Here is a 26653-nt window from a genome sequence, read left to right as displayed (position 1 = left end):
ATCGAAATCCATCCGAAAATGCCAGGAGTTCCCGATGCACCATCCGAGCCGCCCCCGCATGCGGAGAGGCCGCGCGGTTCTGGCGGTGACCACCGCCGGCATGCTGCTAGCGCTCTCCGGCTGCGCCGGGGCCGGAGAGCTCGCGTCCGGCGGTGACACGCTTCGCGTCCTGATGGTGAACAACCCTCAGATGGCCGAGCTGCGCAAGCTGACCGCCGAGCACTTCACCGCGAAGACCGGTATCAAGGTCGACTTCACGGTCCTGCCGGAGAACGACGTCCGCGACAAGATCAGCCAGGACTTCGCCAACCAGGCGGGCCAGTACGACGTGGCGACCCTCAGCAACTACGAGACGCCGGTCTATGCCAAGAACGAGTGGCTGCGCTCGCTGGACCCCTACATCAAGAAGGACAAACGCTTCGACCAGAAGGACATCCTGCCGCCGGTGCGGGAGTCGCTCAGCGGCGAGGACGGGCAGGTCTACGCCGAGCCGTTCTACGGCGAGTCCTCCTTCCTGATGTACCGCAAGGACGTCTTCGCCGAGGAAGGGCTGAAGATGCCCGCCCACCCCACCTGGCAGCAGGTCGCGGAGCTGGCCGCGAAGGCGGACGGCTCCCGCAAGGGGATGAAGGGGATCTGTCTGCGCGGGCTGCCCGGCTGGGGCGAGCTGATCGCACCGCTGACGTCCATGGTCAACACCTTCGGGGGCACCTGGTTCGACAAGGACTGGAAGGCCCGGCTCCAGGACCCGGAGTTCGTCAAGGCGACGAAGTTCTATGTGAAGCTCGTGCGCGAGCACGGGCAGGCGGGCGCCGCGCAGTCCGGGTACGCCGAGTGCCTCAACAACATGACGCAGGGCAAGAGTGCCATGTGGTACGACGCCACCGCGGGGGCGGGCTCGCTGGAGGCGGCCAAGTCCCCGGTGCGCGGCAAGATCGGGTACGTGCCGGCCCCGGTGGAGCGCACCAAGCAGTCGGGCTGGCTGTACACCTGGGCCTGGGGCATCCAGAAGGCCAGCCCCAACCCCGACAAGGCGTGGAAGTTCATCTCCTGGGCCTCCGGCAAGGAGTACGAGCGGCTGGTGGGGCGGGAGTTCGGCTGGGCCAACGTGCCGGCGGGCAAGCGGGCCTCCACCTATGAGCTGCCCGAGTACAAGAAGCAGGCCGGTGACTTCGGCGAGGTCACGAAGCAGGCCATCGCGGGCGCCAAACCGCGGGATCCGGGCGTGCAGGAACGCCCGGCGATCGGCATCCAGTTCGTCGGCATACCCGAGTTCGCCGACCTGGGTACGAAGGTGTCGCAGGAGATCAGCGCGGCGATCGCCGGGCGCCAGTCGGTGGACAGCGCGCTGCGCAAGTCCCAGAAGCTGGCGTCCGAGATCTCCGAGGACTACGAGGGGCGGGACCGCCAGTGACCACTCCGACCGTCGCTCCCGCGGAACCGTCCGCCGCCCCCTCGTCCGCCGCCCCGGCCTCCCGGCCGCCCGGCAAGGTGCGGGCCTGGGTGACGCGCGCGCCGCTGCTGCCCGCGCTGATCTTCCTGATCGTGGTGACGCAGCTGCCCTTCGCCGCCACGCTGGTCGTCTCCTTCTTCGACTGGAACGCCCTCTACCCGGAGGCGCGGACCTTCGGCGGCCTGGCCAACTACCAGGAGGTGCTGGGTGATGCGCAGCTGCGCGACTCGGTGCTGACCACCATCCTGCTCACGGTCGTCGTCGTGCTGGTGAGCCTGGTGCTCGGGCTGCTGCTCGCGCTGCTGCTCGACCGGCGCTTCCCGGGCCGCGGCCTGGTGCGCACGCTGCTGATCGCGCCGTTCCTGCTGGTCCCGGTGGCCGCCGCGCTGCTGTGGAAGCACGTGCTGTTCAACCCCGAGTACGGGCTGCTCAACGGCCTGCTCACCTGGGTGGGCGGCGACAAACCGCCCCAGCCGGACTGGATCGCCTCCATGCCGCTCGGCGCGGTGGAGATCGCGCTGATCTGGCAGTGGACGCCGTTCATGATGCTCATCCTGCTGGCCGGTCTCCAGAGCCGCCCGGCGGACGCCATCGAGGCCGCCCGGATCGACGGGGCCGGTGCCTGGCAGATCTTCCGGTACCTCACACTGCCGCATCTGCGGCGCTACCTGGAGCTGGGGGCGCTGCTCGGCTCCATCTACATCGTGCAGAACTTCGACGCCGTCTTCACGATCACCTCGGGCGGGCTCGGCACCGCCAACCTTCCGTACACGATCTACCAGACCTTCTACCAGGGCCACGAGTACGGCCTCGCCTCGGCCGCCGGTGTGCTGGTGGTGATCGGCTCGCTGGTGATCGCCACCCTCGTCCTGCGGGTGGTCTCGTCCCTCTTCCGCGAGGAGGTCCGCGCATGAGCGCCGCCACCGCAGCTCCGCCCGCCGCCCGGGGCGCACAGGCCCCGCCGGGCGCCCCGTCGCCCCGCCGGGCACGCCGGGTCAACACCCTGCTGGGCCTGCTGGCCTGGGTGTGCGCCCTGGTGTTCGTCCTGCCGATGGCCTGGATGGTGCTGACCTCCTTCCACTCGGAGTCGGACGCCGCCACCAATCCGCCCTCGGTGGGCGCCTCGCTCACGCTGGACGGGTACCGCGAGTTCTTCGGCGGCGGGGGCGGGCCCAGCCCGTGGCCCGCGCTCGCCAACTCGCTGATGGCGTCGGTGTTCTCGACGCTGTGCGTGCTCGTGCTCGCGCTGCCGGCGGCCTACGCGCTGTCGATCCGTCCGGTGCGCAAGTGGACGGATGTGCTGTTCTTCTTCCTGTCGACGAAGATGCTGCCGCTGGTGGCCGGCCTGCTGCCGATCTATCTGTTCGCGAAGAACACCGGGATGCTGGACAACGTCTGGCTGCTGGTCATCCTCTACACGTCGATGAACCTGCCGATCGCGGTGTGGATGATGCAGTCCTTCCTCGCCGAGGTGCCGGTGGCGCTGATCGAGGCGGCGCAGATCGACGGGGCGCGGCTGCCCACCGTCCTGACCCGCGTCGTCGCGCCGGTCGCCGCGCCCGGCATCGCCGCCACCGCGCTGATCTGCTTCATCTTCAGCTGGAACGAGTTGCTCTTCGCGCGTGTGCTGACCGGTGTGGTGGCCCAGACCGCGCCGGTCTTCCTGACCGGTTTCATCACCAGCCAGGGGCTGTTCCTGGCGAAGGTGTGCGCCGCGTCCCTCGTGATCTCCCTGCCGGTGCTCGCCGCGGGGTTCGCCGCCCAGGACAAGCTGGTCCAGGGCCTGTCGCTAGGAGCTGTCAAATGAAGGCCGCAGTCGTCGAGTCCGTGGGCAAGGTCGCCCTCTCGCACGTCCCCGACCCCACCCCCGGACCCCGCGACGTGGTGGTGAAGGTGGCGGCGTGCGGTCTGTGCGGAACCGATCTGCACATCCTCCAGGGCGAGTTCGCGCCCACCCTGCCGGTGGTGCCGGGGCACGAGTTCGCGGGCGAGGTGGTGGCCGTGGGCAGCGAGGTCACCGAGCTGGCCGAGGGCACCCGGGTCGCCGTCGACCCCTCGCTGTACTGCTACGAGTGCCGCTGGTGCCGCACCGGGCACAACAACCTGTGCGACCGGTGGCAGGCGATCGGGGTGACGCGGGCGGGCGGCGCCGCCGAGTACGCCGTCGCGCCCGTCGCCAACTGCGTGCCGCTGCCGGAGCATGTGCGCACCGAGGACGCCGCGCTGATCGAGCCGCTGTCCTGCGCCGTGCGCGGTTACGACGTGCTCAACACCAGGCTGGGCGCCCATGTGCTCATCTACGGCTCGGGGACGATGGGCCTGATGATGCTGGAGCTGGCCAAGCGCACCGGTGCGGCCTCCGTCGACATGGTCGATGTGAACCCCGACCGGCTGGCGACGGCCCGGCAGCTGTCCTGCACGCGGGCGGCGGTCGGCGCCGACGAGCTGGACCAGCCGGAGGGCTGGGACCTGGTCGTGGACGCCACGGGCAACGCGGCGGCCATCCAGGACGGGCTCGGCCGGGTCGCCAAGGCGGGGACCTTCTTGCAGTTCGGGGTCGCGGACTACGCGACGCGCGCCACGATCGACCCGTACCGGATCTACAACCAGGAGATCACCATCACCGGTTCGATGGCGGTGCTGCACAGCTACGAGCGGGCCGCCGAGCTGTTCGCCGCCGGGGTGCTCGACCCCGAGGTGTTCATCTCGGACCGGATGCCGCTGGACTCCTACCCCGAGGCGCTGGACCGGTTCGCCCAGGGCAAGGGGCGGAAGATCGTCGTCGCTCCCTGACGGCTCCCCGGTGCTCCGCTCGCCCCCGGGCGGAGCACCGGACGGCGACGGCCGCACACCGCAGCACCCCACGGCCGTCCACCGGGCGCCGTGTCGGCTCCTCCTTCTCCCGGCACGGCGCTCCGGCGTGCTCGCCCTCCCCTGCCGCTCGTCCGCAGTAAAGCTGCGGAAATACCCATAAATGTAAGAATCGGCGGGAAAGAGCACGGATTTCCGTGCTCCATCGAGGAGGAACGGGGAGAGCTGGGGTGCGCAGAGCGCGGAACGTGCTGGGCAGGGTGCCGCATACGGCGCCGTTGGTGCTGCTCGTCGGCGGCGCGCTGGCCGACGCCTTCGGCCCCCGGCCGTACTTCGGGCTCCCCCTGCTGTCCTGCGCACCGCTGCTGGCGAGCATGGTCTCCACCTTCCGGGTCTGTGCGCTGTACGCGCTGGCCGCCTGCGGGACGGCGGCGGGGATGGCGGTGGCCGCGCACCGCGAGCCGACGGCCGTCGTCACGGACGTGCTGGCGGTGCTGCTCGTCGGGCTGGTCGGGCTGTGGATCAAGTGGTTCGTCGACCGGCAGCAGGACGATCTGACGGCGGTGCAGGACGTCGCCGAGGCGGCCCAGCGGGCGGTGCTGCCGGCGCCGCCGGAGAGCGTGGGCCCGGTGACGATCGCGGACCGGTACGTGGCCGCGCAGGTGGGGGCGGCGATCGGCGGCGACCTGTACGCGCTCCAGGAGACCCCGTTCGGGATCCGGGCGATCATCGGCGATGTGCGGGGCAAGGGGCTGCGCGCCGTCTCGGCCGTGTCGGTGGTCGTGGGGGCGTTCCGCGAGGCGGCCGAGCACATGCCGACGCTGCACGAGCTGGCCGAGCGGCTCGATCGGGCGCTCGACCGCGAGGGCGGCCGGCGGCAGGACACGCTGGACGACATCGAGGGCTTCGTGACGGCCCTGCTCGTCGAGATCCCACCCGGCGGCGGCTCGGTGACGCTGCTCAACCGGGGCCATCCGCCGCCCTATCTGGTTCGGGAGGGTCAGGTGACCTGTCTGGAGCCGGCCCATCCCGAGCTGCCGCTGTCGACGGGCCTCGGGCGGCCGGCGCGGCGGGTGGCCGAGACGCTGCCGTTCGCTCCCGGGGACGCGCTGGTGCTGGTCACGGACGGGGTGACGGAGGCCAGGGACGCGCGCGGCGTGTTCTTCGACGCCACCAGGGACCTGGCCGGGATCACGCCCCGGCACCCGTGCGAGCTGGCCGATGCGCTGATCGCCGCCGTCACCCACTGGACCGGCGGCCAGCGCCAGGACGATCTGGCGGTGCTCGTCCTGCTGCACGAGGAGCCCGGGCGGGAGGGGCCGGAGACGGCGTAGGGCGACGGGCGCGCGCCGGGCCGGTCAGGGGGTGCCGGCGGGCGAGAGCGCGGCGGCGACCAGGGCCTCGATCTCCGTCTCCGCGACGGCGCCGCCGCTCACCAGCCGGTCGAACACCAGGCCGTCGACGCAGGCCAGCAGGGTGTTGGTGCGCTCCTCCGGCTCCCGGGCCCCGTGCGCGGCGAGGAAGTCGCGTACGGCGCTCCGTGCGGCGTTGTCGCGGGGGGTGAGGATCTCGCGCAGCTCGGGGTGGCGGACGCTCTCGACGGCGCAGGCGTAGCGGGCGAGGGTGCGCAGCCGGCCCTCGCCGGTGAGGCGGCGGGCGGTGAAGGCGGTGAGTCCGGCGGTGAGTTCGGCGACGGTGCGGGGGCGGCCGGCGGCACGTCCGGCTTCCTGGAGTTCGGCCTGGTCGCGGTCGGCGAGGCGGCGCACGAGCGCGGTGAGCAGGGCCTGCCGGGTGCGGAAGTAGGCGGAGGTGGTGCCGGGCGGGAAGGCGGCGGCCCGGTCCACGGCGCGGTGGGTGAGGCCGCGCATGCCGTCCCGGGCGAGTACGTCGATGGCGGTGTCGGCGAGTGCTGTTCTGCGGTCCGTCGTCACCCCGCCTTTCTACACCGGTAGAGGACCGCCGTACGCTGTCCCGCACAGAGATTTCTACAGATGTAGAAAGCGAGGCGTCATGGACGACCGTGCTGTGGTGGTGGGCGGCGGCATCGGGGGGCTGGCCGCGGCGATCGGGCTGCACCGGGCCGGCTGGCGGGTGACCGTGCTGGAGCGGGCGCCCGTGCTGGCGGACGTCGGCGCGGGCATCTCCCTCGCGGCCAACGGCGTCCGCGCCCTGGAGGCGCTCGGGCTCGGTCCGGCGCTGCGTGCGGCGGGCCGCCCCCAGTACACCGGCGGCACCCGCACCCCGGACGGGCGCCGGCTGGCGCGCATGGACGGCCGGGTGCTGGAGCGGAAGCTCGGGACGGCGCTGGTGGGCATCTCCCGCGCCCGGCTGCACCGGCTGCTGCGCGCGGCCCTGCCCGACGGCGCCCTGGTGACCGGCGCCGAGGTGACCGGGACCGGTCCGGCGGACGGCCGCCGGGTGCGGGTGCACGCGACGGACACCGTGCGGGAGGCGGACCTCGTGGTGGCCGCCGACGGTGTGGGCAGCCGGCTGCGGGCCCGGCTCTTCCCGGCACATCCCGGCCCCGTCCGCACGGGCGCGACGGTGCTGCGTGCGCTCACCCACCGGCCCGTCGCAACGGACGAGGACTTCACGCTCACCTGGGGCCGGGGCACCGAGTTCGGGCATCTCTCGCTGGCCGACGGGCGCGCGGAGTGGCACGCGGTCCTCCCCGCGTCCGCCGGGGCGCCGCCCGGGGACGCGCTGGAGACCGCACGCGAAGAGTTCGCCGGCTGGCACCGGCCGGTGCCCGAACTGCTGGCCGCGACCCGTCCCGGCGAGGTGCTCCGGCACGACGTCCAGGAGCTGGCCACTCCCCTGCCCCGCTACTTCGGCGGGCGCACAGTGCTGCTGGGCGACGCCGCGCACGCCATGGCGCCGCACCTCGGCCAGGGCGCCTGCCAGGGGCTGGAGGACGCGGTGACGCTGGCCGCCGCGCTCGCCTCCGGGGTGGGGACCGACGCCGCGCTGGTGCGGTACGACGCCGAGCGCCGGCCGCGCAGCCAGTCCGTGGCGGCGGCCGCCCGCCGGGCCGGACGGCTCGGCCCGCAGCTGTCCGCGCCGCTCGCCGTCGCGGCCCGCAACGCCGCCCTGCGGCTGGCCCCGGACCGCGTCACCGTCCGGGCGATGCTGCGCCACGCCGACTGGACGCCTCCGGCGCCGGACTGACCCCGGCGCGTCCTGCGGCCCGACTCCCCCGGCCGGTGCGGGGGTTGGCGGCGGGCGCGCTCCCGGGCCCGGTGGAGCCCCGGGGCCTCGGGCGACCCCGGCCGCCTCCGCCGGGCGATCGCATAGGCTGGTCGGGAAGGTGGTGCGGCCCGCGCCCGTGGCGGGAGCACCGCAGGGGAGGAGAACCCGTTGCGGGTCGGGGCCGCTCAGCAGCTGGAGAAGCGTGACTCGCGAAGGAGAGTTCCGTGGCCATCGTTCCGAGTGTTCCGAGCATCCCCTCGCCCGGCCGGCCCGAGCCGGAGCAGCGGGCCGGGACGGCGGCGGGCGGCGTCGCCTCGGCACAGGAGTGTGTGCTGCTCAAGCACGGCGAGGTCTTTCTGCGGGGACGCAACCGGGCGCGGTTCGAGGAGCTGCTCCAGCGCAACCTCCAGGACGCGCTGCGGGGCGTGGAGGGGCCCACTTGGGTCAAGAAGGGCCGCAGCGTCACGCTCGTCGGCGGCCGGGTCCCGCGGGAGCGGCTGGTGGAGTGCGTCCGGCGGGTGATCGGCTTCAACCTCGTGCAGCCCGCGCTGCGGGTGAGCAGCAGCGAGGAGGACATCGGCCGTACGGCGGTGGAGGTGCTGCGCTCCGTACGGGAGGAGCGCGGGCGGGAGGTCACCTTCGCGGTGCGGGCCCGGCGGCGGGACAAGACGTTCCCGCTGACCTCCTCGCGGCTGGCCGCCGCCGTCGGCGCACGGGTGTGCGAGGAGACGGGCCTGCCGGTGAACCTGTCCGCGCCGGACGTCGAGCTGAACATCGAGGTCGAGCGGGGCGGCACCTGTCTTTCCTGGGAGAAGCTGCCCGGGCAGGGCGGGCTCCCGGTGGGGTCGAGCGGGCGGGCCCTGGCGCTGCTGTCGGGCGGCTACGACTCGCCCGTCGCGGCGTACCGGGCGATGCGGCGCGGACTGGCCTGCGACTTCGTGCACTTCACCGGCGCGCCGTACACCGACGCTTCCTCGGTGTACAAGGCGTACGCGCTCGCCCGGCAGCTGTGCCGGTTCCAGCCCGGCGGCCGGCTGCACGTCGTCCCGCTGGGCAAGGCGCAGAAGCAGCTCGCGATCGCGGGCGCCGGGCGCTACCAGGTCGTCGCGCAGCGGCGGTTGATGGCCCGTACCGCCGGGGCGCTCGCCGCGCGGCTGGGCGCCGAGACGCTGGTGACGGGCGACAGCCTGGGCCAGGTCGCCAGCCAGACGCTGGCGAACATGGCGGCCGTGGACGAGGCGGCGCCGCTGCCGCTGCTGCGTCCGCTGGTCGGCTGGGAGAAGCAGGAGATCATCGACGAGGCGCAGCAGCTGGGCACCGCGGAGATCTCGGTGCTGCCCGACGAGGACTGTTGCAGCCTGCTCGCGCCCCGGCAGGTCAGCACCCGCGCGCGGACGACGGACGTGCACCGGATCGAGCGCCGGCTGGAGGTGGACGAGCTGGTCGAGGAACTGCTGGAGGGCTCCTGGACGCTCACGCCCGGCGCCGACGACGCGCCCTCCGCGTCGGCCTCTCCGTCGGCGTCCGCACCTGTTCCCTCGCCCGCGTCCTCGTCCTCGTCCTCGTGTGCTGCCGGCGCGCGGGCTGCCTCGTCCGGGGCGTGAGTCCGGCGGCCCGTCCCGTCGGCGGCCCGTCCGGTCACCGGCCGGTCGGCGGCCCGTCGGCGCGGGCGGGGCGCTCCGGCCGGGCCGCCGTGGTCGGCCGTGTCACGGTTTGATGCCGAGTGCCGCCCAGACGCCGACCTCGGAGCGGTCGACCATGTCCGCGTCCTGGGGTGAGTCGTCCAGCTCGGGCCGCCAGTCGCAGGTGGCCACGAGGCCGGGCTCGACGAGTTCCAGGCCGGAGAAGAAGCCGAGCACCTGCTCGTGGTCGCGCAGCCGGACCTCCAGGCCCTGCCGGCCGTAGGCGTCGGCGACCTTCTGGAGACCGGGGTCCAGCTCCAGGGTGGCGTGCGAGAGGGCCAGCGCGCTGCCGGACGGAAGGGCGTCGACCAGCCGCCGCACGATGCCGAACGGGTCGTCGGCGTCGCCCACGAAGTGCATGAGGGCGATCAGGGACAGCGCGACGGGCCGGTCGAAGTCGAGGGTTCTCCCGGCGTGTTCGAGGATGAGTTCCGGGTCGCGGACATCGGCCTCGACGTAGTCGGTCGCCCCCTCCGGGCTGCCGGTCATCAGGGCCCGGGCGTGCGCGAGGACGATGGGGTCGTTGTCGGAGTAGACGACGCGTGCCTCGGGGTGCTCGCGCTGTGCGACCTGGTGCAGATTGGGCTCGGTGGGAATGCCGGTGCCGATGTCGAGGAACTGGCACAGGCCCGCCTCGCGGCCCAGATACCGCACCACCCGGTGCATGAAGGCACGGTTGTGCCGGGCGGCGACCATGGTGTTCGGATAGAGGCTCAGCGCCTCGGTGGCCAGCTTCCGGTCGACGCCGTAGTTCGTCTTCCCACCCAGGAAGTAGTCGTACAGGCGGGCGGTGTGCGGCCGAAGGCCCGGCGAGGCGGGGGCCGGGGACGCGTGGTTCATGTCCTCTCCCGGAGTGGGTCCGTGGGCCGCCCAGCTTGGTACACACCTCGGCCGGGCGCCAGGGTGCGTACCGGATCCGCCTTCGGCCTGCCTGCTGCGGTCGCGCTCCCCGCCCTGTTGCCGGCGTTGCCGGCGCTGCCGGCGCCGCCGGTGTCCTGCCGGGCGTGTGCGGAATCCGGTGGGACACGGCGCGGCACCGTGCCAGGCTGCCCGCATGACCGACTCCGGAGCCAAAGAGGACCTGTTGAGATATCTGCGGGCGGGCCGTGCGGCGCTCGTCTGGAAGCTCGACGGCCTCGGCGAGTACGACATACGCAGGCCGCTGACCCCGACGGGCACCAATCTGCTCGGCCTCGTCAAACATCTGACGGGCTGCGAACTGGGCTACTTCGGCACGGTCTTCGGCCGGGCGTATCCGCACCCGCCGCGGTGGCTGACGGAAGACGCCCCCGCGAACGTGGACATGTGGGCCACCGAGGACGAGCCGCGGGCACAGATCCTCGGCCAGTACCGGGAGGCGTGTGCGCACTCCGACGAGACGATCGCCCGGCTGCCGCTGGACGCGGTGGGCGTGGCCCCGCATTGGCCGGCGGGGCAGCGGGAGCTGACGCTGCACCGCGCGCTGATCCATATGACGGCGGAGACCCACCGGCACGCCGGCCACGCCGACCTGGTGCGCGAACTGATCGACGGCGCGGCCGGGCTGCGCGCGGACAACACCAACCTGCCGGAGGGCGACGCGCGTTGGTGGGCGGAGCACCGGGACCGGGTGGAGCGGGCCGCACGGGCCGCGGACGGATGACCTCCTCCCCGCCCGGGCTCACCGGCCGCCCGGCGGCCGGTCCCGGTGCCGGGCGGTCAGTCCGTGTCCGGGCCCACGCCCTCCAGGGCCTCGGCGACCGTCTCCAGGAAGGCGGCGTGCGCCTGCGGCCCGCAGGGCAGTTCGGGGTTCCACGGCAGGACGCGCGCCCGCGCGGTGAGCGCCTCCCAGCCGGGCACGCCCGCGAGTTCACCGGCCGGGGTGGCATTGCCGCGTGCGTCCGCGAGGACGAGGTGCGGTTGCAGGGCGGCGGCCGTGTCCCAGTCGGTCGTCGACCAGTTGGCGCTCAGGCCGGCGGGCGGGTGGACCGTCGTCACGCCCCGGGCGGCCAGTTCGGCGAGGTCGCCCCACGCCTCGGGCCGCGCCAGGTGCACGCTGTCCCGGCCCGCGGGCGAGAGCGCCAGGACGCGGATGCCGGGGGCGCCGGACGCCGCCCGGGTCAGCCGCTGCTCGGCGGCGTCCAGTGCGGGCGTGCGCGCCGTTCCCCGGCCGCCGAGCGCGGCCGCCAGCGCGGCGAACCGGTCGCGTACCGCCACGAGGCTGTGCCCGGGCCCGACGGCGAGCGCGACGGTCGGCACCCGCGCGGCCAACTCCTCGGCCTGCTGCGGATCGAGCCCGTAGACGCTCTTGCCGTCGTAGGTGACGGCCACCAGCAGATCGGGCCGGGCCGCCAGCACCGCCTCGGTGCTCAGCGCGTCCCCCGCGCCCAGGTAGGGCACGCCGTCCAGCGGCAGGTCGCCCGTCTTGAGCGGGTCGGGTGCGGCGCCGTCGTGCAGCGAGCCGAACAGGCCCGCGGGGGTCAGACCGTGGTCCCATAACGAGGCCGCCGCCTGGAGGTAGGCGACGATGCGCCGGGGCGGGGCGGCCGCGGTGGCGCGGTGGCCTCTGTCGTCGTGGAAGAACCAGGGCGTCTGTGCGGTCATGGTGCGGAGTACCTCTCTTCGCTTGCCGTGAGTTCCTCGGTTGCCGTGAGTTCCTCGGTTGTCGTGTGTTCCGCGGTTGTCGTGTGGGCGTCCGGTGCTGCGTGCTCCCGCCCCCCCGGGGCCGCCGTCCACGGCCCGGCGGCGGGTGCCGTTCGCTCAACCACCGGCGGGGGAACGCCGGTTCGCCGTACGGAGGGCCGGGGCGCCTGCCCTCGACTCTGCCCCGCGGGCCGGTGGCGTACCCGCGGCCGGGCACACCGGGCGCTGCGGGTACCGTGACCGGACGATCATCCGTGTCGACGGGAAGGAAGCCGCCGCCCATGTCCTCCGCCCCCTCCCCCGGACCCGCCGCGCACTCCTCGGCGGAGGGCGAGGAGCCCGTCCTGCTCGGCCGCCGGGGCCGCACCGGGCACATCCGGCTCAACCGGCCGCGCGCGCTCAACGCCCTGAACCACGCGATGGTCCGGCTGATCGCCGGGGCGCTGGACGGCTGGGAAGGGCAGGACGAGGTGGCCGCCGTCGTGCTCACCGGCGCCGGGGAGCGCGGCCTGTGCGCGGGCGGGGACGTGCGGGGCATCCACGCGGACGTCGCGGCGGGCGGCGGTGCGGCCTCGACGGCCTTCTGGGCGGACGAGTACCGGCTCAACGCCCGGATCGCCGAGTACTCGAAGCCGTATGTGGCCGTGATGGACGGCGTCGTGATGGGCGGCGGTGTCGGCCTGTCTGCGCACGGCTCGGTGCGCGTCGTCACCGACCGGACGGTGCTGGCCATGCCGGAGACCGCCATCGGTTTCGTGCCCGACGTCGGCGGCACCTGGCTGCTGTCCCGGGCGCCCGGCGAGCTGGGCACCCATCTCGCGCTGACGGCCTCGTCGGTGGGCGCCGGCGACGCCCTGCTGTGCGGTCTCGCCGACCACTTCGTACCGGCCGGAGCGCTGGAGGAACTCCTGACGGCGCTGGAGGAGGAGACACCGGCGCGGGCCGTGGCGCGCGTGGCCCGGCCCGCACCGGAGGCGCCGCTGGCCGGGCAGCGTTCCTGGATCGACGCCTGCTACGCGGCCGACAGCGTCCCGGAGATCCTGCGCCGGCTGCGCGACCACGGCGACCCGGAGGCCAAGGAGGCCGCCGAGTCGATCGAGAGCCGCTCGCCGACCGCGGTGACGGTGACGCTCGCCGCACTGCGCCGCGCCCGGCGCCTCGGCTCGCTCCGGGAGGCCCTGGACCAGGAGTACCGGGTGTCGCTGACGGCCCTGCACTCGGCCGACTTCGCCGAGGGGGTGCGCGCCCGGCTCATCGACAAGGACAACAGCCCGCGCTGGTCGCCCGCCCGGTTCGACGCGGTGGAACAGGCCGACGTGGGGCGGTACTTCGCGCCCCTCGCCGGACGCGAGCTGGGGCTCGGCTGAGCCGTCCGCGCCCGCAGCCGCCGCGCGCGGATCCGCACGGATCATCCGCGCCGGCCGCTCCGCCCGCCGCCCAGGGCCGCCAGCGCGCTCAGCACCAGGGTGAACAGCACGACGACCGTGTTCTGGAAAGCCGGCTGCATACCGTTCCACTTGTCGTTGAGGTACATCACGAACCAGTTGCCGCCGATCACCAGGAAGCCGAGGAAGAAGACCAGCAGGCCCACCACGCCCCCGGCGAACACCGCACGCTGCTCGCGCTCCCAGCGCCCGGGGCGGCGCAGGTGCAGCAGCCCGCGGACGCCGCCGAACGCCAGGAGCGCCCCGGCCACGGTCTCCCCCGCGATGATCAGGACGTAGGCGAGGACGGCGAACCAGGTGGCGTGGATCCCGCGCCATTCGAAGCCGTCGTCCGGCGGGGTGCCGTCCCCGGCGAGCACGCCCTTGACGAACTCCCAGTTGCTGCCCGGGTTGCTGAGGTTGTCGAAGGCCACCAGCAGGAAGTACAGGGCGGTCATCAGCGTCACCGCGCAGCTCGTGGCGCGTACGTACCGCCACAGCGGGCCCTGTGCCGCGTCCTCGTCGCGGGACGGGTCCGCGGGTGCGGGCCTGCCGCCGGATGCGTCGGACATCGGGCTCTCCTCTCCACCGGGTGACCGGCCGGTCACCCTCTCTCGGTCTCCGTGCCGTTTCGGCAACGACCCTGCCACGCCGGGATGTTGACGCGGCGCACCGCACACGGAAGCGTGGCCGCGTCCAGGAACAGGTGAACGACGAGGAGTGTGCGGTGCGGGACGGCAACATCGCGGTGGTGGGCGGCAGCGTCGCCGGGTGCGCGGCGGCGCTGGCGGCGGCGCGGGGCGGCGCCGGACGGGTCACCGTGCTGGAGAGGGCGGGCGGACGGCTGCGCGAGCGCGGGCTCGGGGTGACGCTGCACAGCGACCGGTTCGCCGAGCTGGAGGCGGCCGGCTACGTCGACGCGGCCATGCCCTGGTCCCCGCTGCACCGCCGGATCTGGACCGTACGCGACGGCTCGGCCCCGCTGGGCAGGGCCGTCGCTGTGCACACCTTCCCGTTCCGGGCCTACTCCTGGGGCTCGCTGTGGGACGAGCTGAGACGCCGGGTGCCGGAGGGCGCCGTGTACCGGACGGACACCGTGGTCACGGCGGTCGAGCCCGACGCCGACGGCGTGACGCTGCGGCTGGCGGACGGGCGCGGCGAGCGCTACGACGCGGTGATCGGCGCCGACGGCTACCGCTCGGTGGTACGCGAGACGATGTTCCCCGGGCTGCGCCCCACCTGGGCGGGCTATCTCGCCTGGCGCGGCAGTTGCGCCCCGCCGCCGTACCCGGAGGAGTCCGCCCGCCGGCAGTCGGCGCCGGACCCCGCCGAGGCCCGCACGGTGCTGTTCCCCGGCGGCCACTGCATGATGTACCGCATACCCGACGGGCGGGGCGGGCAGCGGCTCAACTGGGTGCTGTACGTGGCGCCGCCCGCGGGGACGGACGCCCGGCAGGACCTGCGGACGCCGACCTCGCTGCCGCCCGGCGGGCTGGACCCCGAACTGACCGGATTCCTGCGCGGGTTGGTGGCGGAGCACTTCCCGGCGTACTGGGCCGGATGCGTGCTGGACACACCGGCGGACAGCACGCTCGTCCAGCCGATCTACGACCTGGAGGTGCCGCACTACGCCGCCGGCCGGCTGCTGCTGGCCGGCGACGCGGCGACCGTGGCCCGCCCGCACACCGGCGGCTCCAGCGTCAAGGCCCTCCAGGACGCCTGGGCCCTGGAGACCGCCTGGCGGTCCGGTGCCGACTGGGAGGCGGTCACCAAGACCTACGACGCCGACCGCACCGCCGTCGGCGCCACCATGGTGGGCCTCGGCCGCCGGCTGGGCCGCGCCCAGGTGACGGAGGCCCCCGACTGGGCCGGGCTCACCGAGGAGGACCTGGAGCAGTGGTGGCGGGCGCAGCACCAGGGCTCCGAACACAGCAGCGGATTCGGCGGCCACGCCCGCGGCCGGGCCTGACCGTCCACCGGGCGGCGCCGTCGGGTGCCGCCCGGTGGGCCCGCCGGACCGCGCTCGGGCCGAGGACACCGGCGCGGAGCCCTGCGCGCGGCGCGACCGCTGATTCCCCTGATTCCCCGTTCGAAGGAGGCGGGCCTCAGTCGCCCGTCGGTCCCGCGGTGTCCAGGGACAGGGCGGTGTGCAGGGGCTCCGGGTCGGTGCGCAGGGGGGTGCCGGCGAGGCGGGCGGTGATGCGGCCGGAGGTGAGGACGGTCACCGTGTCGGCGCAGTCGACGGCCAGTGCGGGGCTCGGTGAGACCAGCAGGACGGCGAGGCCCTCCTGTGCGAGGAGGCCGGCGAGTTCCCGGACGCGGCGTACGTAGACCGGGGCGAGGCCCTCGGTGGGCTCGTCGAGGAGCAGCACGCGGGGGCCGGTGAGCAGGGCGCGGGCGAGGGCGAGCATCTGCTGTTCGCCGCCGGAGAGTTGACCGCCGCGGTGGCCGCGGCGTTCGGCGAGCCGGGGCATCAGCGCGAGGACCCGCTCGGGCGTCCACGGCCCGGCGGCCTTGGCGCGGTGGGCGAGCCGCAGATGTTCGGCGACGGTCAGCGAGGCGAAGACGCGCCGGCCCTGCGGGACGAGGGCGACTCCGGCGCGCGCCACACGGTGCGCCGGCCGGCCGGCCAGCTCCGTGCCGGCCACCCGGATGCTGCCCGCGCGGGGCCGCAGCAGCCCGGCGACGGTGTGCACGAGGGTGGTCTTGCCGGCGCCGTTGTGGCCGACGACCGCGTGCACGCTGCCCGCCGGCACGGTCAGGTCCAGGGCGTGCAGGACGGTGCCGCCGCCGTAACCGGCGCTCACGGCGTCGAGTTCGAGCACGGGGTGTCTCCTTCGGCGGGGCGGGGGCGCGGGGGTGTCTCCTCCGGGAGGCCGAGGTAGGCGGCGCGTACGGCGGGGTGCTCCAGCGCCTGTGCTGTGGGCGCCGTGAGGAGGGTGCGGCCCTCGACGAGCACGGTGACGGTGCCGGCGAGCCGGCCGATGACCTCGGTGTGGTGCTCGACCAGCAGGATGCTCACCCCGTCGGCCAGCTCGTCCAGCAGTCCGGGCAGCAGGGCCAGTTCGTCGTCGGTGAGGCCGGCGGCCGGCTCGTCGAGCAGCAGGACGCGGGGCCGGGAGGCGAGCGCGGCGGCCACGTCCAGCAGCCGGCGGCGGCCGTGCGGCAGGGCACCGGCCCGGGTGTGCAGCGCGTCGCCGAGGCCGACGGCGGCGGCCTGTTCGGCGGCGTCCGCACGCACGGCGCGGTGCCGGGCCGGGCTGCGCCAGGCGCCGCGGCGCCGGGGGTGGTGGTGCCAGGCGGCGAGGACGAGATGGTCCAGGACGCTCACCTCGTCGGCCAGGGCGGGCCGTTGGAAGCTGCGGGCGATGCCGAAGCGGCTGCGGCGGGCGGGCCCGGCCCGGGTGAGGTCGTGGCCGTCGAGGGTGACGGTGCCGCGGTGCGGGGCGATCGCGCCGGCGACGAGGTCGAGCAGCGTGGTCTTGCCCGCTCCGTTGGGCCCGATGACGGCGTGCCGGGCGCCCGGCGGCAGGTGCAGGCCGACGTCCTCGACCGCGGTGAGGCTGCCGTGGCGGCGGGTGAGGCCGGACAGGACGAGACCGGTGGTGCCGGTGGCCGGTGGACTGGTCATGCCGGTTCCTTCGCGGGTGCCGGGCCGCCGCCGCGCAGTCCGGCCAGTCCCTGGGGCAGCAGATGGACGGTGAGCACGAACAGCACGCCCAGCAGCAGGGGGCCGTGGCCGGGCCACACGCCGGCGAGCCAGTCGCGGGTGAAGACGATGAGCCCGGCGCCGAGGACCGCGCCGACGACGGAGGTCGTGCCGCCGATGACGGCGGCCAGCAGGGCGAGCGCCGCGATCTCGAAGCCGACGTCGGCGGGTGAGACGTAGCTCTGCACGGTGACGAGGAGGGCGCCGCCGATGCCCGCGAGGGTGCCGGCGCCGATGTGGGCGACCAGCAGATAGCGGCCCACGGGGTGCCCGGCGGCGCGCATCCGCGGCTCGGCGCCGCGGATCCCGGCCAGCAGGGTGCCCGCGGGCGAGCGCAGCAGCATCAGCGTGACGGCGAGCGCGAGCACGGCGACGACCAGTACGTAGCCGTAGGTGGCGGCCTCGTCGGCGAGGGGCTCGGCGCCCCACAGCGGGCGGGTGGCGGGGAAGCCGGACAGGCCGTCGGTGCCGCCGGTCAGCGACGTCATGCCGCCGAGCGCGGTGTGGGTCAGCTCCCCGAGGGCGAGGGTGATCATCAGCACCGTGGTGCCCCGGGCGCGGACGACGGCGGGGCCGGTGAGCGCGGAGAACAGCGCGGCGGCGGCAGCGGCGGCGCACAGTTGGAGGGGCCCCGCCGTCCAGCCGGCGTCGGCGGCCAGCGCGGTGGTGTAGGCGCCGACGGCGAACGGCGCGGTCTGGCCCAGGGTGGGCAGGCCCGCGTGCCCGGTCATGACCGAGGCGCTGACGGCGACGAGGCCCAGCGCGAGCGCGTAGGCGGCGAGGGAGACGCTGTAGAGGTCCAGCAGCCAGGGCACGGCGGCCAGCAGTACGAGCAGGACGGCGAGCGGCAGTCCGCGCCGCAGCCGGGGGCCGGGCACCCGGGCTGCGGCCCCGCGTACGGCGCCGGTCAGGGTGTGCAGGGCCGTGGTCAGCCGCCGCACCGGGCCGGGGGCGGCGGGCGCCGAGGCGGCGTCGGACGCCCCGGCGGGGTCGTGCAGCGGGGCGCTGCGGGCGCGCAGGGTGAGCACGCAGGCCATGGCGGCGAACAGCAGGTAGGGCGCCCAGTCGGGGGCGAGGGAGACGCCGAGGGTCTGCACCTCGCCGACGGCGACGGCAGCGGCGAGCGTGCCCCACAGCGAGCGGAGCCCGCCGAGGACGACGACCACGAGGGAGAGCATCAGCACCGTGTCGGCGGTGCCGGGCCCGGGGCCGATGATGGGCGCGCCGAGCACCCCGGCGGCCCCGGCCAGTGCCCCGGCGGCGGCGAGCACCCCGGTGTGCACGGCGCGGGGTGCGATGCCGCAGGCGGCCACCATCCCGGGGTCGTCGGCGGTGGCGCGGACGGCGGCGCCGGCGCGGGTACGGGTGAGCACCCAGGTGCCGGCGGCGGCGAGCACGAGGGCCATCGCACAGAACACCAGCCGGTAGGCCGGGTAGCGGTGGCCCAGCAGCGGGACGGAGGCGTCCAGCGCGGCGGGGACGTGCACGGGCATCTCGTCGGCGCCGAACGCCTCGATGAGCAGGTTGCCGCCGATCAGCGCGAGGCCGAACGTCAGCAGTGCCTGGGCGAGATGGCCGCGCCGGGCCAGCGGTGCGAGGGCCACGGACAGCAGCACTCCGGCGGCGCAGGAGGCGAGGGTGCCGGCGGCCAGGCCGAGCAGCAGCCCGGTCCAGGTGCCGTCGGAGAGCGCGGCGCCCGTGTAGGCGCCGACGGCGTACAGGGCGCCGTGTGCCAGGTTGAGGACGCCGGCGGTGCCGAAGGCGAGGCCGAGTCCGGCGGCGACGACGAAGAGCAGCAGCCCGTAGGCCACGCCGTCGACCGCCGGCACCAGCTGTGCGTCGAGTGCGCCCACCTCAGTCGCCGAGTGTGGCCAGGTCCTGGACCATCACGTTGTCCAGCTTCTTGCCGTCGGGGCGGACCTGGCGCAGGTACCACTTCTGCACGGGGGCGTGGGTGCGGTCGCCGAACTCCCAGGTGCCGCGGGGGCTTTCGAGCTGGCCCAGCTCGCCGATGGCCTCGTTGACGGTCTTCGGCGTGATCTCCTTGCCGGCGTCGGCGGCGGCGGAGATGGCCTTGTCCAGCACCGCCGCCGCGTCGTAGGAGGACATGGCGTAGGTGGTGGGTGTGGTGTCGTGCGCCTCGGTCCAGTCGGCGACGAAGGTGCGGTTGGCCTCGTTGTCGAGGTCGGGTGCGTAGTTGAGCGAGGAGTAGATGTTCTTCGCGGCCTTGCCCTGGGCGGGCAGGGTGCTGCCCTCGGTGAGGAACCCGGCGGAGTACAGCGGCAGGTCGGCCACGTCGGACTGCGCGTACTGCTTGACGAAGTCGATGGCCGCCTTGCCCGCGTAGAAGCAGTAGACGGCCTTGGCACCGGACTTGGCGATGTCGGCGAAGTACGGGGTGAAGTTCGTCGTCTTCGGGAACGGCGTCCAGCGGGTCTTCCCGTCGGAGTTGGCGAGCTTGCCGCCGGCCTTCTCGAACGCCGTGGTGAAGCCGCGCAGTTCGTCGTGGCCGCCCTGGTAGTCGGGGCCGATGGCGTAGACGGGCCCGTCGACCTTCTTCTTGACGTACTCGGCGATGGCCTCGCCGGGCTCGTCGGAGAGGTAGCTGGTGTGCCAGACGTTGGAGACGTCCTTGACCTCGGGGCGGCCGTTGGAGCCGATCAGCGGGATGCCGCTGCGCTTGGTGAGCGGCAGGACGGCGTTGAAGGAGCCGCCGCCGACGATGCCGGTGAGCACGTCGACGCGGTCCTTCTTCAGCAGCTTGGTGGCGGCGGGCACGGCGGTGGGCGGCCCGTCCCCCTCGTCGGCGACGGAGAGTTCCACCTCGCGTCCGCCGAGCTTGCCGCCGTGGGTGTCGAGGTACAGCTCGAAACCGGAGCGCATGTCGGTGCCGACGGACTTGTAGGTGCCGGAGAGCGAGACGAGCAGGCCCACCTTGACCTTTCCGTCATCCCCTGCACCGCCGCTGCACGCGGCCGCGGCCGTCAGGGACAGGGCGAGCGCGACGGCCTGCACGGTACGGCGCACCCGCCGGACCGGACGGGCTGCGCGGGCGATCTGCGTCACTGTGGCTCCATTTCGACGTCGACGAGGGGGACGGTGGCCGGGCGGCCGCCGCACGGACCGGACGGGGCCCGGCCGGGGCGGCGGGCCGCCGGTGTCACTGCGCCGAGGGCCCGGCCTGCTCGCGCAGCTGGGGGCTGAGCGCGTCGCCGACCTGGTTGATCAGTTCGGACATCATGTAGCTGACCTCGCCGATGTCTGCGTCCCGGGTGGTGGTCACCAGCAGGGAGGCGCCGGAGGAGACGGCCATGGAGAACAGATAGCCGCCCTCCATCGCGGTGAGGCTGTGCTCGACCGGGTCGGTGCGCATCAACTGGGCGGCGCCGGAGAGCAGGTTGACGACCCCGGAGGCGATGGCGGCGAGCCGGTCGGCGTCGTCGGTGTCCATCCCGGTGGAGGCGAGCGCGAGTCCGTCGACCGAGACCGCGATGGCCCGGGTCACGCCGGGGACGCGGGCGGCGAAGTCGCTCAGCAGCCAGCCGAGGTCTCCGGTGGATTCCGTGGTCATGTGGTGCTCCGTTGGGTGTCGTCGTCGGTGTCGTCGGTGGCCCCGGCGGCGTGGTCGGTGGCCGGGGCGGCCCTGCCGCCGCCCGAGGCGCGGGCGCTGCGGTTGATGCCCTGGGTGTACGCGGCCAGGACGTCGGAGACCTGGCGTGAGTCGCGGCGCTGCCGCGGGCCCTTGGCGGGGCGGGCTCCGGCGGCGTCCCCGGCGCCGGGGGCGTTCGCGGTGCTCCCGGGCGCCCCCGGGGTCCCGGCGCCCTCGTCCGGGCGGGCGCCGAGCCGGCCCGGGGTGGGCCGGCGGCGGCGGACGGGCAGCCCGGCGGGGCTGATGCCGGCCACCCGCTCCTGGGAACGGGCCGGTGCCGGGTCGGCGGGCCGGGGTGCCTCGTCCGCCGTCTGCTCGTGCTCGGGGTCGGCGCCGCGGGCGCGGTCCGGCCGGCGGGGCACCGGCCGGCCGCCGGGCAGCGGCCGTTGGGGCCGGGCGGCGGGCGCCGGTGCGGAGGACGCGCGCCCGTCCGCCGGGCCGCCGCCGTCCGCGCCCGCGGCCCCTGCCGCCGGGTCCGTCGAGTCCGTCGAGTCCGTCGCGTCTCTTCCGGGGGCTCCGGAGGTTCCGGTCCCGCGGGCGAGGGCCGGGTGGCCTCCGGGCTGTTCAGGCGGGGGCAGTTCGGCCAGTGCCGAGCCGGGCAGGGTGACCTCGGCGATGGTGCCGGGGCCCGAAGAGGCCCGCAGTTCGACGCCGATGGAGTGCCGGGCGGCGAGGCGGGAGACGACGTGCAGGCCCATGGAGCGGGCGGCGGCGCCGACGTCGTCGCTGGGGGTGGCCAGCCGTTCGTTCAGCTCGCCGCGCCGGTGCGGTGCGATGCCCACGCCCTCGTCGACGATCTGCACCACGACGCGGTCCTTCAGATGCCAGGCGGCGACCCCGACCTCGGTCTCCGGCGGGGAGAACCGGGTGGCGTTGTCGAGCAGTTCGGCCAGCAGATGGGCGACATCGTCCACCACGCGGGCCGCGATGCCGATGCTGGGCTCGACATGGCCGAGGGTGACCCGCTCGTAGCGCTCGATCTGCTGGGCCGCGGCGTAGACGACGGCCGTGCACGAGGCGTTGGCGGTGCGCACCCGGCCCTGGCCGTGTCCGCCGAGGACGAGCAGGCTGTTGGTGTTGCGCTCCATGCGGATGGCCAGGTGGTCCAGCGCGAAGAGCGTGCGCATGCGTTCGGGGTCCAGCTCGTCGCGCTGGACGGCGTCGAGCTGGCCGGCCATCACACCGGTGAGCACGGCGCCGCGCCGGGCCACACCGACAAGGGTCTGGGCGAACTTCTCGTGCGAGGCGGCCTGTTGGGCGGCGAGGCGCACCGCCTCGTGGTGGACGGCGTTGAACGCCTCGCCGACCTCGCCGATCTCGTCCCGGCCCGTCGTCTGAAGCGGGCTGCCGGCGCGCCGGGCGATCTCCTCGGGTGTCGCCCCGCCCGGCGCCCGCGAGGTGGACAGCTCCTTCATCGCCTCGGGCAGCCGCCGGTGTGCGACCTCGTGCGCCGCGTTGCGCAGGTCCCGCAGCCGCCGGATCATGGCACGGGCCAGCCGCAGCGCGATGAACAGGACGCCGGCCAGGGTGAGGACGACCAGGGCGAGTTCACCGGCGGCCCACCAGATGAGCGTGGTGCGCCGCGAGGTGACCGTCCCGTTCAGGTCGTCGTCGATGCGGCGCTCGACGGTGTGCAGCAGGGACAGCCGGTCGGCGGAGGACTTGTGCCAGCGTGCCGGGGAGAAGTCCGGCCGGGAGCCGGGCGTCGTTCGGGCCGCCTCGTCCTCCAGTCGCTGCGCGGCGAGCGCCTTGGGCCCGGACAGCGAGCGCTCCAGCCAGGTGCGCCACGCGGAGGGTCCGAGCGCGTAGACGTCGGCGAGCGCGTCGGTGTAGCCGGTGCGGGTCGCGTCGAACGACTGGTGGGAGGCGCGGGTGAAGCCGCCCGCGGCGAACGACCGGGTGACGGCGGCCTGTTGCTGTCCGAGGTTCTCGCCGGCCTCGGTGACGGCGGCGGCGGCCCGGATGCGGTCGGCGGTGGCCGGGTCGACGCCGCCCGCCTGGGCGAGGCCCTCGCGGTAGGCGATCAGCTCGGCGATGGTGATGCGGTAGCCGAACGCGAGGGAGCTGAGGGAGCCGTTCCCGGAGCGCACCTGGGCACGCAGGGAGGGGAGCTGTTCCAGCGAGCGGTCGATGCGGCGCAGGGCCGCGGCGGTTCCCTCCGGCGGTGAGGAGACCTCGCCCCGCCGCTGCCGGTAGCGCTCGGCGGCGCGGTCGGTGGCCTCGGCGGTGCGCGCGAAGTGGGTGTCGTCCTCGTGCGAGGCGACATAGGCGGTGGCGGCCGCGCGTTCGTTCTGGAGGGCGTGCGCCAGCTCGGAAGCGGAGGACGCCACCTCCACCAGGTGGGTCAGCCGGTTGGCTTCGACGGCCTGCTCGGTGGCGGGGGTGAGGGCCCGGACGGCGAACGCGAGGGCGACGGCGAGCGGTACCGCCACCAACAGGACGAGGCGCGGAGTGATCCTCAACGCGGTCCCCTCCTGCCTGGTCGGGGCAGGATCGTGTACTGCACGGAACACCTGTCTTGCTGGTCGGCGGAACGGGTGCGGCGCCTGTGGCTCCCGTGTCAGGGCATGCCAATGGGCGTGGAAGTGACGGGAGTTGCCCCCGTGTTCGATCCCCGATGCTATGCCGTTCGGCTGCTGCGTACGAGGCATTGGCCAAGGCTCCGTGAAGATCCCGAGGATCTTGGGCACGGCAATTCCGGCACATCCCCGTCAATCTCCTCGGCACCCCGAACCGGAGGGCGGCGCACGGGGGTTGACCGGAGGTCACAGGAGGAGGAACCTCCGCTTCAGCTGCCGTCGGGGAGGCGCCGCGTCACCACAGCAGCAGGGCGAACAGCGCGATGCCCACCATCGCGCAGGCGACGTAGTCGCCCACATGCCCCGAGTGCAGCCGGCGCAGCGGCAACGACCAGCGGGGCCTGCGCCCGCCCGCCGCACGCACCCCGCCGGCCGCGGCCGCCAGCGCGAGCACCACCGACAGCAGGCCCAGGCCCACGCCCGGCACCGACCAGTGCGGCGGTGCGGAGAGCACCGGACCGGTCGCCGTGGTACCGAGCACGGACGCGGCGTATCCGGCGTGGTCCGTGAAGGCACCGGCCGTCTCCCCGACCGCGCGCCACAGCGCGGGCACACAGCCGACGGCCAGTCCCCCGGCCAGCAGGGCGGCGGCCGAGCCGAGCATCGTGTCGGGCACCCGCGTCAGCCGCACCCCGGTCTCCGGCTCCTCGCCCGCCCCGCTGGTCTCCTCCGCCTGCTGCTCCCGGCCCGCCCGCGCCGCGCGCCCGCCGTCCGCCGGGGCACCGCGCCCGCCGAGGCCGAGGAACACCCCGCCCGTCACCCGCAGCACCGCTCCCCCGGTGACCGCCGAGACGGCGACGAACAGCACGCTCGCCGCCGGTCCCGCCGACTCCTCGCACAGCGCCTTGCCCAGGGCCGTGCCGAACGGCGGGAGCCCCGCCAGCGCGAGCCCGCCCAGGCCGAACACCGCCGCCACACCCCAGATCCCGCGGCCCCGGCCGTGCAGCTCCCGCTCGTCGACGCTGCCGAACCGCGACACCAGCACCCCGGCCCCGGCGAACAGCGCGGCCTTCACCCCGGCGTGCGCGAGCAGATACAGCGCCACACCGGAGACCGCGTCGGGGGTCAGCGCGGAGAGCGCCACCAGGAACAGCCCCGTGTGCGCGATCGTGGAGAAGGCCAGCAGACGCTTGATGTGCCGCTGGAGCCAGCACAGCAGCGCGCCGGTGACGGCGGTCAGCACCCCGAGCGCGAGCAGGGCCCGCTGCACGGCCTGCTCGGGGACACCGCCCGGCCCGGCGAAGACCGTCCAGTACACCCGGGCCACGCCGTACAGCCCGAGCTGCACCATGACGCCGGACAGCAGCATGCACACCGGGGACGGCGCGACCGTGTGGGCGTCCGGCAGCCAGAAGTGGAAGGGCACGGCGGCCGCCTTGACCAGCAGCCCGGTCGCCACCAGCACCAGCGCCCCGGTCACCAGCGCGTCGCCCCCGCCGGGGCGGGCGTCGAGCCGCGCGCCGATCTGGGCGAAGCCCAGCTCGCCGGTGCGTGCGTACAGCAGCCCGATGCCCAGCAGCGTGGCGTAGCCGCCCACGGAGTTGAGGAAGCCGAAGGTGAGCGCCCCCTGCACGGCCCGTGCCTCCTCGACGCGGTAGCCGGTCAGCGCATAGGAGATGACGCCCATCAGCTCGAAGAAGACGAACGCGTTGAACAGGTCGCCGGTGAGCGTGAATCCGCCCATACCGGCCTGGAAGATCAGCACGAGCGCGGGGAAGGCGCCGTTCTGGCCGCTGGGCGGCTCGTCGAAGAACCGCCAGGAGTGCACGAGCGCCGCCACGACGAGGACGCCGACCAGCGCGGCCAGCCCCAGCCCGGCCCGGTCCCCGACCAGGGAGATGCCCACCCCCGAACCGTGCACGGGACGCCGGCCGCCCACCCACTCGACGGGGGCGCTCCCGCTCCGGGCCGCCAGCAGCAGACAGGCCAGCGCCGCGGTGGCCGCCGCGACGGCGCAGCCGAACGCGTCGGCCGCGTACCGGGGCAGCCACCGCCCGGCCGCCACCAGCAGCGCGGCGCCCGTCAGCGGCAGCACGACCAGCAGCGGCAGCGCCTGGGCGGCCGTCATCCGCGCAGCTCCCGCAGCTCGTCCGGGTCGACGGTGCCGTGCCGCTTGGCGACCTGGACGACGAGCGCGAGCAGCAGCGCCGTCACCGTGGCGCCCACGACGACATCGGTCAGGGTGAGCGCCTGGACCACGGGGTCGACGAGCGGCCGGGAGCCGGGCCGGATGTCGGAGTGCACGGGCGCCGTACCGCCGCGCCGGTAGCCGACGGCCAGCAGCAGCACATAGGTCGAGGACTGGCAGACGGCGAGCGAGCCGACGGCGTGGATGAGGTTGCGGCTGGTGGCCATGCCCACGCAGCCGGCCAGGAACAGCCAGCCGGCGACGAGATACGGCAGCACGCTCACCCGGCCCCACCCCGCCCGGTGCGGTGCGGCCCGTCCGCACCGTCCGCACGCCCCGTACCGCCCGCGGGCCGCGCACCGCCGGTGCCGGGTGCGCCGTCCGTGCCGGGTGCCCGGTCCCCTTCCTCGCCGCTCGTCACGATCTCGATGGCCTGGTCGAGGAAGCGCGCCAGCAGCACCACGACGGCCGCCGCCACCTCCACACCGATCGCGGCGTTCAGCAGGGGCACGGTGCCGCCCGACGCGAGGGTGCCGAACGTGCCGAGCGGCAGCACATCCGTCAGGTAGGCGGTGCCCGCCAGCAGCCCGCCGGTGCCCAGCAGCAGATAGCCGGCCTCGCCCGCGGCGTCCGCCAGGGTGAACAGATGCACCGACCGGACCCTCTTCAGCGCCCGGTAGTCGACGGCCACGTACAGCAGATGGAGCCCGGTCGCCGCGACGACCCCGCCCTGGAAGCCGCCACCGGGGCTCAACTGGCCGTGCGCGACGACGTAGACGCCGGTCAGCAGGACGACGGGCAGCGCGATCAGCGCGTAGCGGCGCACCGGTCCCGCGACCCCGGCCGGTTCGGGCTCGACGCGCCGCTCGTCGCGGGTCTGCCGCAGCACGACGACGGTGCCCAGCACGGAACCGAACAGGATGGCCTGCTCGCCGAGGGTGTCGAAGGCACGCTGGTCGAAGTTGACGGAGGCCACGGCGTTGGCCACGCGGCTTGCCAGCGCCGCCTCCACGGCACGCTCGCCGTAGGGGTGCCGGGCCCCGCCGAACGGCGGCAGCCGCCACACCGTCACCGCGAGCAGCGCCGCCACCCCGGCGACGCCGCACGCCAGCACCCACAGCCGCGTCCGCGGGCTCACTCGTGCTCCTCCCTGCGCTCGCTGCGTGCCTTGCGCCGCACCTTGCGGACGGACAGCAGCACCATCAGCGGTGTGAGAGCCGTGCCGACGGCCAGCTGGGACAGGGCGACGTCCGGCGCCTGGAGGACCGTGAACAGCAGGGCGAGCGCCAGCCCGAGCACCCCGAGCACCAGGGACTGGCGTACCGGGTCGCGGGTGGCGACGGCCGCCGTGCCCGCGCAGGCGACCAGCAACAGGGCCAGCGCCACGGGCAGTTCGTCCACCCCCGG

At 74.6% G+C, this 26653-nt stretch carries 24 protein-coding genes; 10 read left to right on the top strand and 14 right to left on the bottom strand.

Translation table 11 applies throughout. From position 1 onward, the window contains the following. Positions 1–34 precede the first annotated feature (34 nt). From SCA03_RS01890 to SCA03_RS01870, 5 genes are all read left to right on the top strand, one after another. Positions 35–1414: an ABC transporter substrate-binding protein gene (locus tag SCA03_RS01890; protein WP_030875254.1), complete on the top strand. Its 1380-nt coding sequence runs from the start codon at positions 35–37 to the stop codon at positions 1412–1414. Beyond that, on the top strand, positions 1411–2367 hold the full coding sequence (locus SCA03_RS01885) for a carbohydrate ABC transporter permease (protein ID WP_086815248.1): 957 nt from the start codon (positions 1411–1413) through the stop codon (positions 2365–2367). The genes SCA03_RS01890 and SCA03_RS01885 overlap by 4 nt, the downstream gene beginning before the upstream one ends. Beyond that, positions 2364–3260, top strand: a complete 897-nt coding sequence (locus SCA03_RS01880; RefSeq protein ID WP_030875261.1) for a carbohydrate ABC transporter permease — start codon at positions 2364–2366, stop codon at positions 3258–3260. The genes SCA03_RS01885 and SCA03_RS01880 overlap by 4 nt, the downstream gene beginning before the upstream one ends. Further along, positions 3257–4246 (top strand): zinc-dependent alcohol dehydrogenase family protein, encoded by a 990-nt coding sequence (locus tag SCA03_RS01875; RefSeq protein WP_030875263.1) that lies wholly within the window; start codon positions 3257–3259, stop codon positions 4244–4246. Before SCA03_RS01880 ends, SCA03_RS01875 begins: the two co-directional genes overlap by 4 nt. 248 nt (positions 4247–4494) lie before the next feature. Further along, positions 4495–5598, top strand: a complete 1104-nt coding sequence (locus SCA03_RS01870; RefSeq protein WP_086815249.1) for a PP2C family protein-serine/threonine phosphatase — start codon at positions 4495–4497, stop codon at positions 5596–5598. A 24-nt stretch (positions 5599–5622) separates the two neighbouring features. Here SCA03_RS01870 and SCA03_RS01865 read toward each other — a convergent pair whose 3' ends face one another. Next, positions 5623–6195 (bottom strand): TetR/AcrR family transcriptional regulator, encoded by a 573-nt coding sequence (locus SCA03_RS01865; protein ID WP_030890254.1) that lies wholly within the window; start codon positions 6193–6195, stop codon positions 5623–5625. A gap of 79 nt (positions 6196–6274) precedes the next feature. Here SCA03_RS01865 and SCA03_RS01860 point away from each other — a divergent pair, with 79 nt between their 5' ends. Both SCA03_RS01860 and thiI read left to right on the top strand, forming a co-directional pair. Beyond that, complete coding sequence (locus tag SCA03_RS01860) at positions 6275–7432, top strand: FAD-dependent monooxygenase (protein WP_086815250.1); 1158 nt, start codon at positions 6275–6277, stop codon at positions 7430–7432. 245 nt (positions 7433–7677) lie between these two features. Next, entirely contained in the window at positions 7678–9057 is a 1380-nt protein-coding gene (gene thiI / locus SCA03_RS01855; protein ID WP_371863883.1) for a tRNA uracil 4-sulfurtransferase ThiI, read from the top strand. 102 nt (positions 9058–9159) lie between these two features. Here the strand turns inward: thiI and SCA03_RS01850 are convergent, their stop codons facing one another. Then, positions 9160–9975 (bottom strand): SAM-dependent methyltransferase, encoded by an 816-nt coding sequence (locus tag SCA03_RS01850; RefSeq protein ID WP_030875280.1) that lies wholly within the window; start codon positions 9973–9975, stop codon positions 9160–9162. 214 nt (positions 9976–10189) lie between these two features. Here SCA03_RS01850 and SCA03_RS01845 point away from each other — a divergent pair, with 214 nt between their 5' ends. Further along, a complete protein-coding gene (locus SCA03_RS01845; protein WP_086815251.1) occupies positions 10190–10777 on the top strand; it encodes a DinB family protein in 588 nt (195 codons plus the stop codon). Positions 10778–10833: 56 nt separating this feature from the next. On the opposite strand, the gene SCA03_RS01840 is transcribed toward SCA03_RS01845, so the two are convergent. Then, positions 10834–11718, bottom strand: a complete 885-nt coding sequence (locus SCA03_RS01840; RefSeq protein WP_086815252.1) for an ABC transporter substrate-binding protein — start codon at positions 11716–11718, stop codon at positions 10834–10836. Positions 11719–12038: 320 nt separating this feature from the next. On the opposite strand from SCA03_RS01840, the gene SCA03_RS01835 reads away from it, so the two are divergent. Next, on the top strand, positions 12039–13124 hold the full coding sequence (locus tag SCA03_RS01835; protein ID WP_086815253.1) for an enoyl-CoA hydratase/isomerase family protein: 1086 nt from the start codon (positions 12039–12041) through the stop codon (positions 13122–13124). Between the two features lie 41 nt (positions 13125–13165). On the opposite strand, the gene SCA03_RS01830 is transcribed toward SCA03_RS01835, so the two are convergent. Then, on the bottom strand, positions 13166–13753 hold the full coding sequence (locus tag SCA03_RS01830; protein WP_051855600.1) for a DUF2165 domain-containing protein: 588 nt from the start codon (positions 13751–13753) through the stop codon (positions 13166–13168). Between the two features lie 155 nt (positions 13754–13908). Between SCA03_RS01830 and SCA03_RS01825 the strand changes: the two genes are divergently transcribed. After that, on the top strand, positions 13909–15150 hold the full coding sequence (locus SCA03_RS01825; protein ID WP_086815261.1) for a Rossmann-fold NAD(P)-binding domain-containing protein: 1242 nt from the start codon (positions 13909–13911) through the stop codon (positions 15148–15150). Between the two features lie 136 nt (positions 15151–15286). Here SCA03_RS01825 and SCA03_RS01820 read toward each other — a convergent pair whose 3' ends face one another. From SCA03_RS01820 to SCA03_RS01775, 10 genes are all read right to left on the bottom strand, one after another. Further along, the gene (locus SCA03_RS01820; protein WP_086815254.1) at positions 15287–16006 is read right to left on the bottom strand and encodes an ABC transporter ATP-binding protein; all 720 of its coding nucleotides are present in this window, start codon (positions 16004–16006) and stop codon (positions 15287–15289) included. Continuing rightward, on the bottom strand, positions 15985–16812 hold the full coding sequence (locus SCA03_RS01815; RefSeq protein WP_086815255.1) for an ABC transporter ATP-binding protein: 828 nt from the start codon (positions 16810–16812) through the stop codon (positions 15985–15987). Before SCA03_RS01815 ends, SCA03_RS01820 begins: the two co-directional genes overlap by 22 nt. Further along, positions 16809–18743, bottom strand: coding sequence for a branched-chain amino acid ABC transporter permease (locus SCA03_RS01810; protein ID WP_086815256.1), 1935 nt, complete (start codon positions 18741–18743; stop codon positions 16809–16811). Before SCA03_RS01810 ends, SCA03_RS01815 begins: the two co-directional genes overlap by 4 nt. 1 nt (position 18744) lies before the next feature. Further along, positions 18745–19956 (bottom strand): ABC transporter substrate-binding protein, encoded by a 1212-nt coding sequence (locus tag SCA03_RS01805; RefSeq protein WP_051846363.1) that lies wholly within the window; start codon positions 19954–19956, stop codon positions 18745–18747. A gap of 94 nt (positions 19957–20050) precedes the next feature. After that, positions 20051–20461 carry a roadblock/LC7 domain-containing protein gene (locus SCA03_RS01800; RefSeq protein ID WP_030875311.1) on the bottom strand — a complete coding sequence of 137 codons (411 nt, stop codon included), beginning with the start codon at positions 20459–20461 and terminating at the stop codon, positions 20051–20053. Then, complete coding sequence (locus SCA03_RS01795; RefSeq protein WP_086815257.1) at positions 20458–23001, bottom strand: sensor histidine kinase; 2544 nt, start codon at positions 22999–23001, stop codon at positions 20458–20460. Before SCA03_RS01795 ends, SCA03_RS01800 begins: the two co-directional genes overlap by 4 nt. A gap of 352 nt (positions 23002–23353) precedes the next feature. Beyond that, complete coding sequence (locus tag SCA03_RS01790) at positions 23354–25186, bottom strand: complex I subunit 5 family protein (protein WP_086815258.1); 1833 nt, start codon at positions 25184–25186, stop codon at positions 23354–23356. Beyond that, entirely contained in the window at positions 25183–25530 is a 348-nt protein-coding gene (locus SCA03_RS01785) for a sodium:proton antiporter (RefSeq protein ID WP_030890288.1), read from the bottom strand. Before SCA03_RS01785 ends, SCA03_RS01790 begins: the two co-directional genes overlap by 4 nt. After that, positions 25527–26384, bottom strand: coding sequence for an MnhB domain-containing protein (locus SCA03_RS01780; protein ID WP_078874131.1), 858 nt, complete (start codon positions 26382–26384; stop codon positions 25527–25529). The genes SCA03_RS01785 and SCA03_RS01780 overlap by 4 nt, the downstream gene beginning before the upstream one ends. Further along, entirely contained in the window at positions 26381–26647 is a 267-nt protein-coding gene (locus SCA03_RS01775; protein WP_030890293.1) for a Na(+)/H(+) antiporter subunit B, read from the bottom strand. The genes SCA03_RS01780 and SCA03_RS01775 overlap by 4 nt, the downstream gene beginning before the upstream one ends. Between the last annotated feature and the right edge of the window lie 6 nt (positions 26648–26653).

Source organism: Streptomyces cacaoi, assembly GCF_006539165.1.
GTDB classification, from domain to species: domain Bacteria; phylum Actinomycetota; class Actinomycetes; order Streptomycetales; family Streptomycetaceae; genus Streptomyces; species Streptomyces cacaoi.
The sequence above is the reverse complement of the archived record's forward strand: the minus strand, read 5'-3'. Positions and strand labels throughout refer to the sequence as shown.

Excerpts from the sequence above, each read along its gene's own strand:
- SCA03_RS01890 (WP_030875254.1), top strand. The coding sequence starts at position 35 with ATGCACCATCCGAGCCGCCCCCGCATGCGGAGAGGCCGCGCGGTTCTG.
- SCA03_RS01880 (WP_030875261.1), top strand. The coding sequence starts at position 2,364 with ATGAGCGCCGCCACCGCAGCTCCGCCCGCCGCCCGGGGCGCACAGGCC.
- SCA03_RS01875 (WP_030875263.1), top strand. The coding sequence starts at position 3,257 with ATGAAGGCCGCAGTCGTCGAGTCCGTGGGCAAGGTCGCCCTCTCGCAC.
- SCA03_RS01860 (WP_086815250.1), top strand. The coding sequence starts at position 6,275 with ATGGACGACCGTGCTGTGGTGGTGGGCGGCGGCATCGGGGGGCTGGCC.
- SCA03_RS01850 (WP_030875280.1), bottom strand. The coding sequence starts at position 9,975 with ATGAACCACGCGTCCCCGGCCCCCGCCTCGCCGGGCCTTCGGCCGCAC.
- SCA03_RS01845 (WP_086815251.1), top strand. The coding sequence starts at position 10,190 with ATGACCGACTCCGGAGCCAAAGAGGACCTGTTGAGATATCTGCGGGCG.
- SCA03_RS01840 (WP_086815252.1), bottom strand. The coding sequence starts at position 11,718 with ATGACCGCACAGACGCCCTGGTTCTTCCACGACGACAGAGGCCACCGC.
- SCA03_RS01835 (WP_086815253.1), top strand. The coding sequence starts at position 12,039 with ATGTCCTCCGCCCCCTCCCCCGGACCCGCCGCGCACTCCTCGGCGGAG.
- SCA03_RS01830 (WP_051855600.1), bottom strand. The coding sequence starts at position 13,753 with ATGTCCGACGCATCCGGCGGCAGGCCCGCACCCGCGGACCCGTCCCGC.
- SCA03_RS01815 (WP_086815255.1), bottom strand. The coding sequence starts at position 16,812 with ATGACCAGTCCACCGGCCACCGGCACCACCGGTCTCGTCCTGTCCGGC.
- SCA03_RS01800 (WP_030875311.1), bottom strand. The coding sequence starts at position 20,461 with ATGACCACGGAATCCACCGGAGACCTCGGCTGGCTGCTGAGCGACTTC.
- SCA03_RS01790 (WP_086815258.1), bottom strand. The coding sequence starts at position 25,186 with ATGACGGCCGCCCAGGCGCTGCCGCTGCTGGTCGTGCTGCCGCTGACG.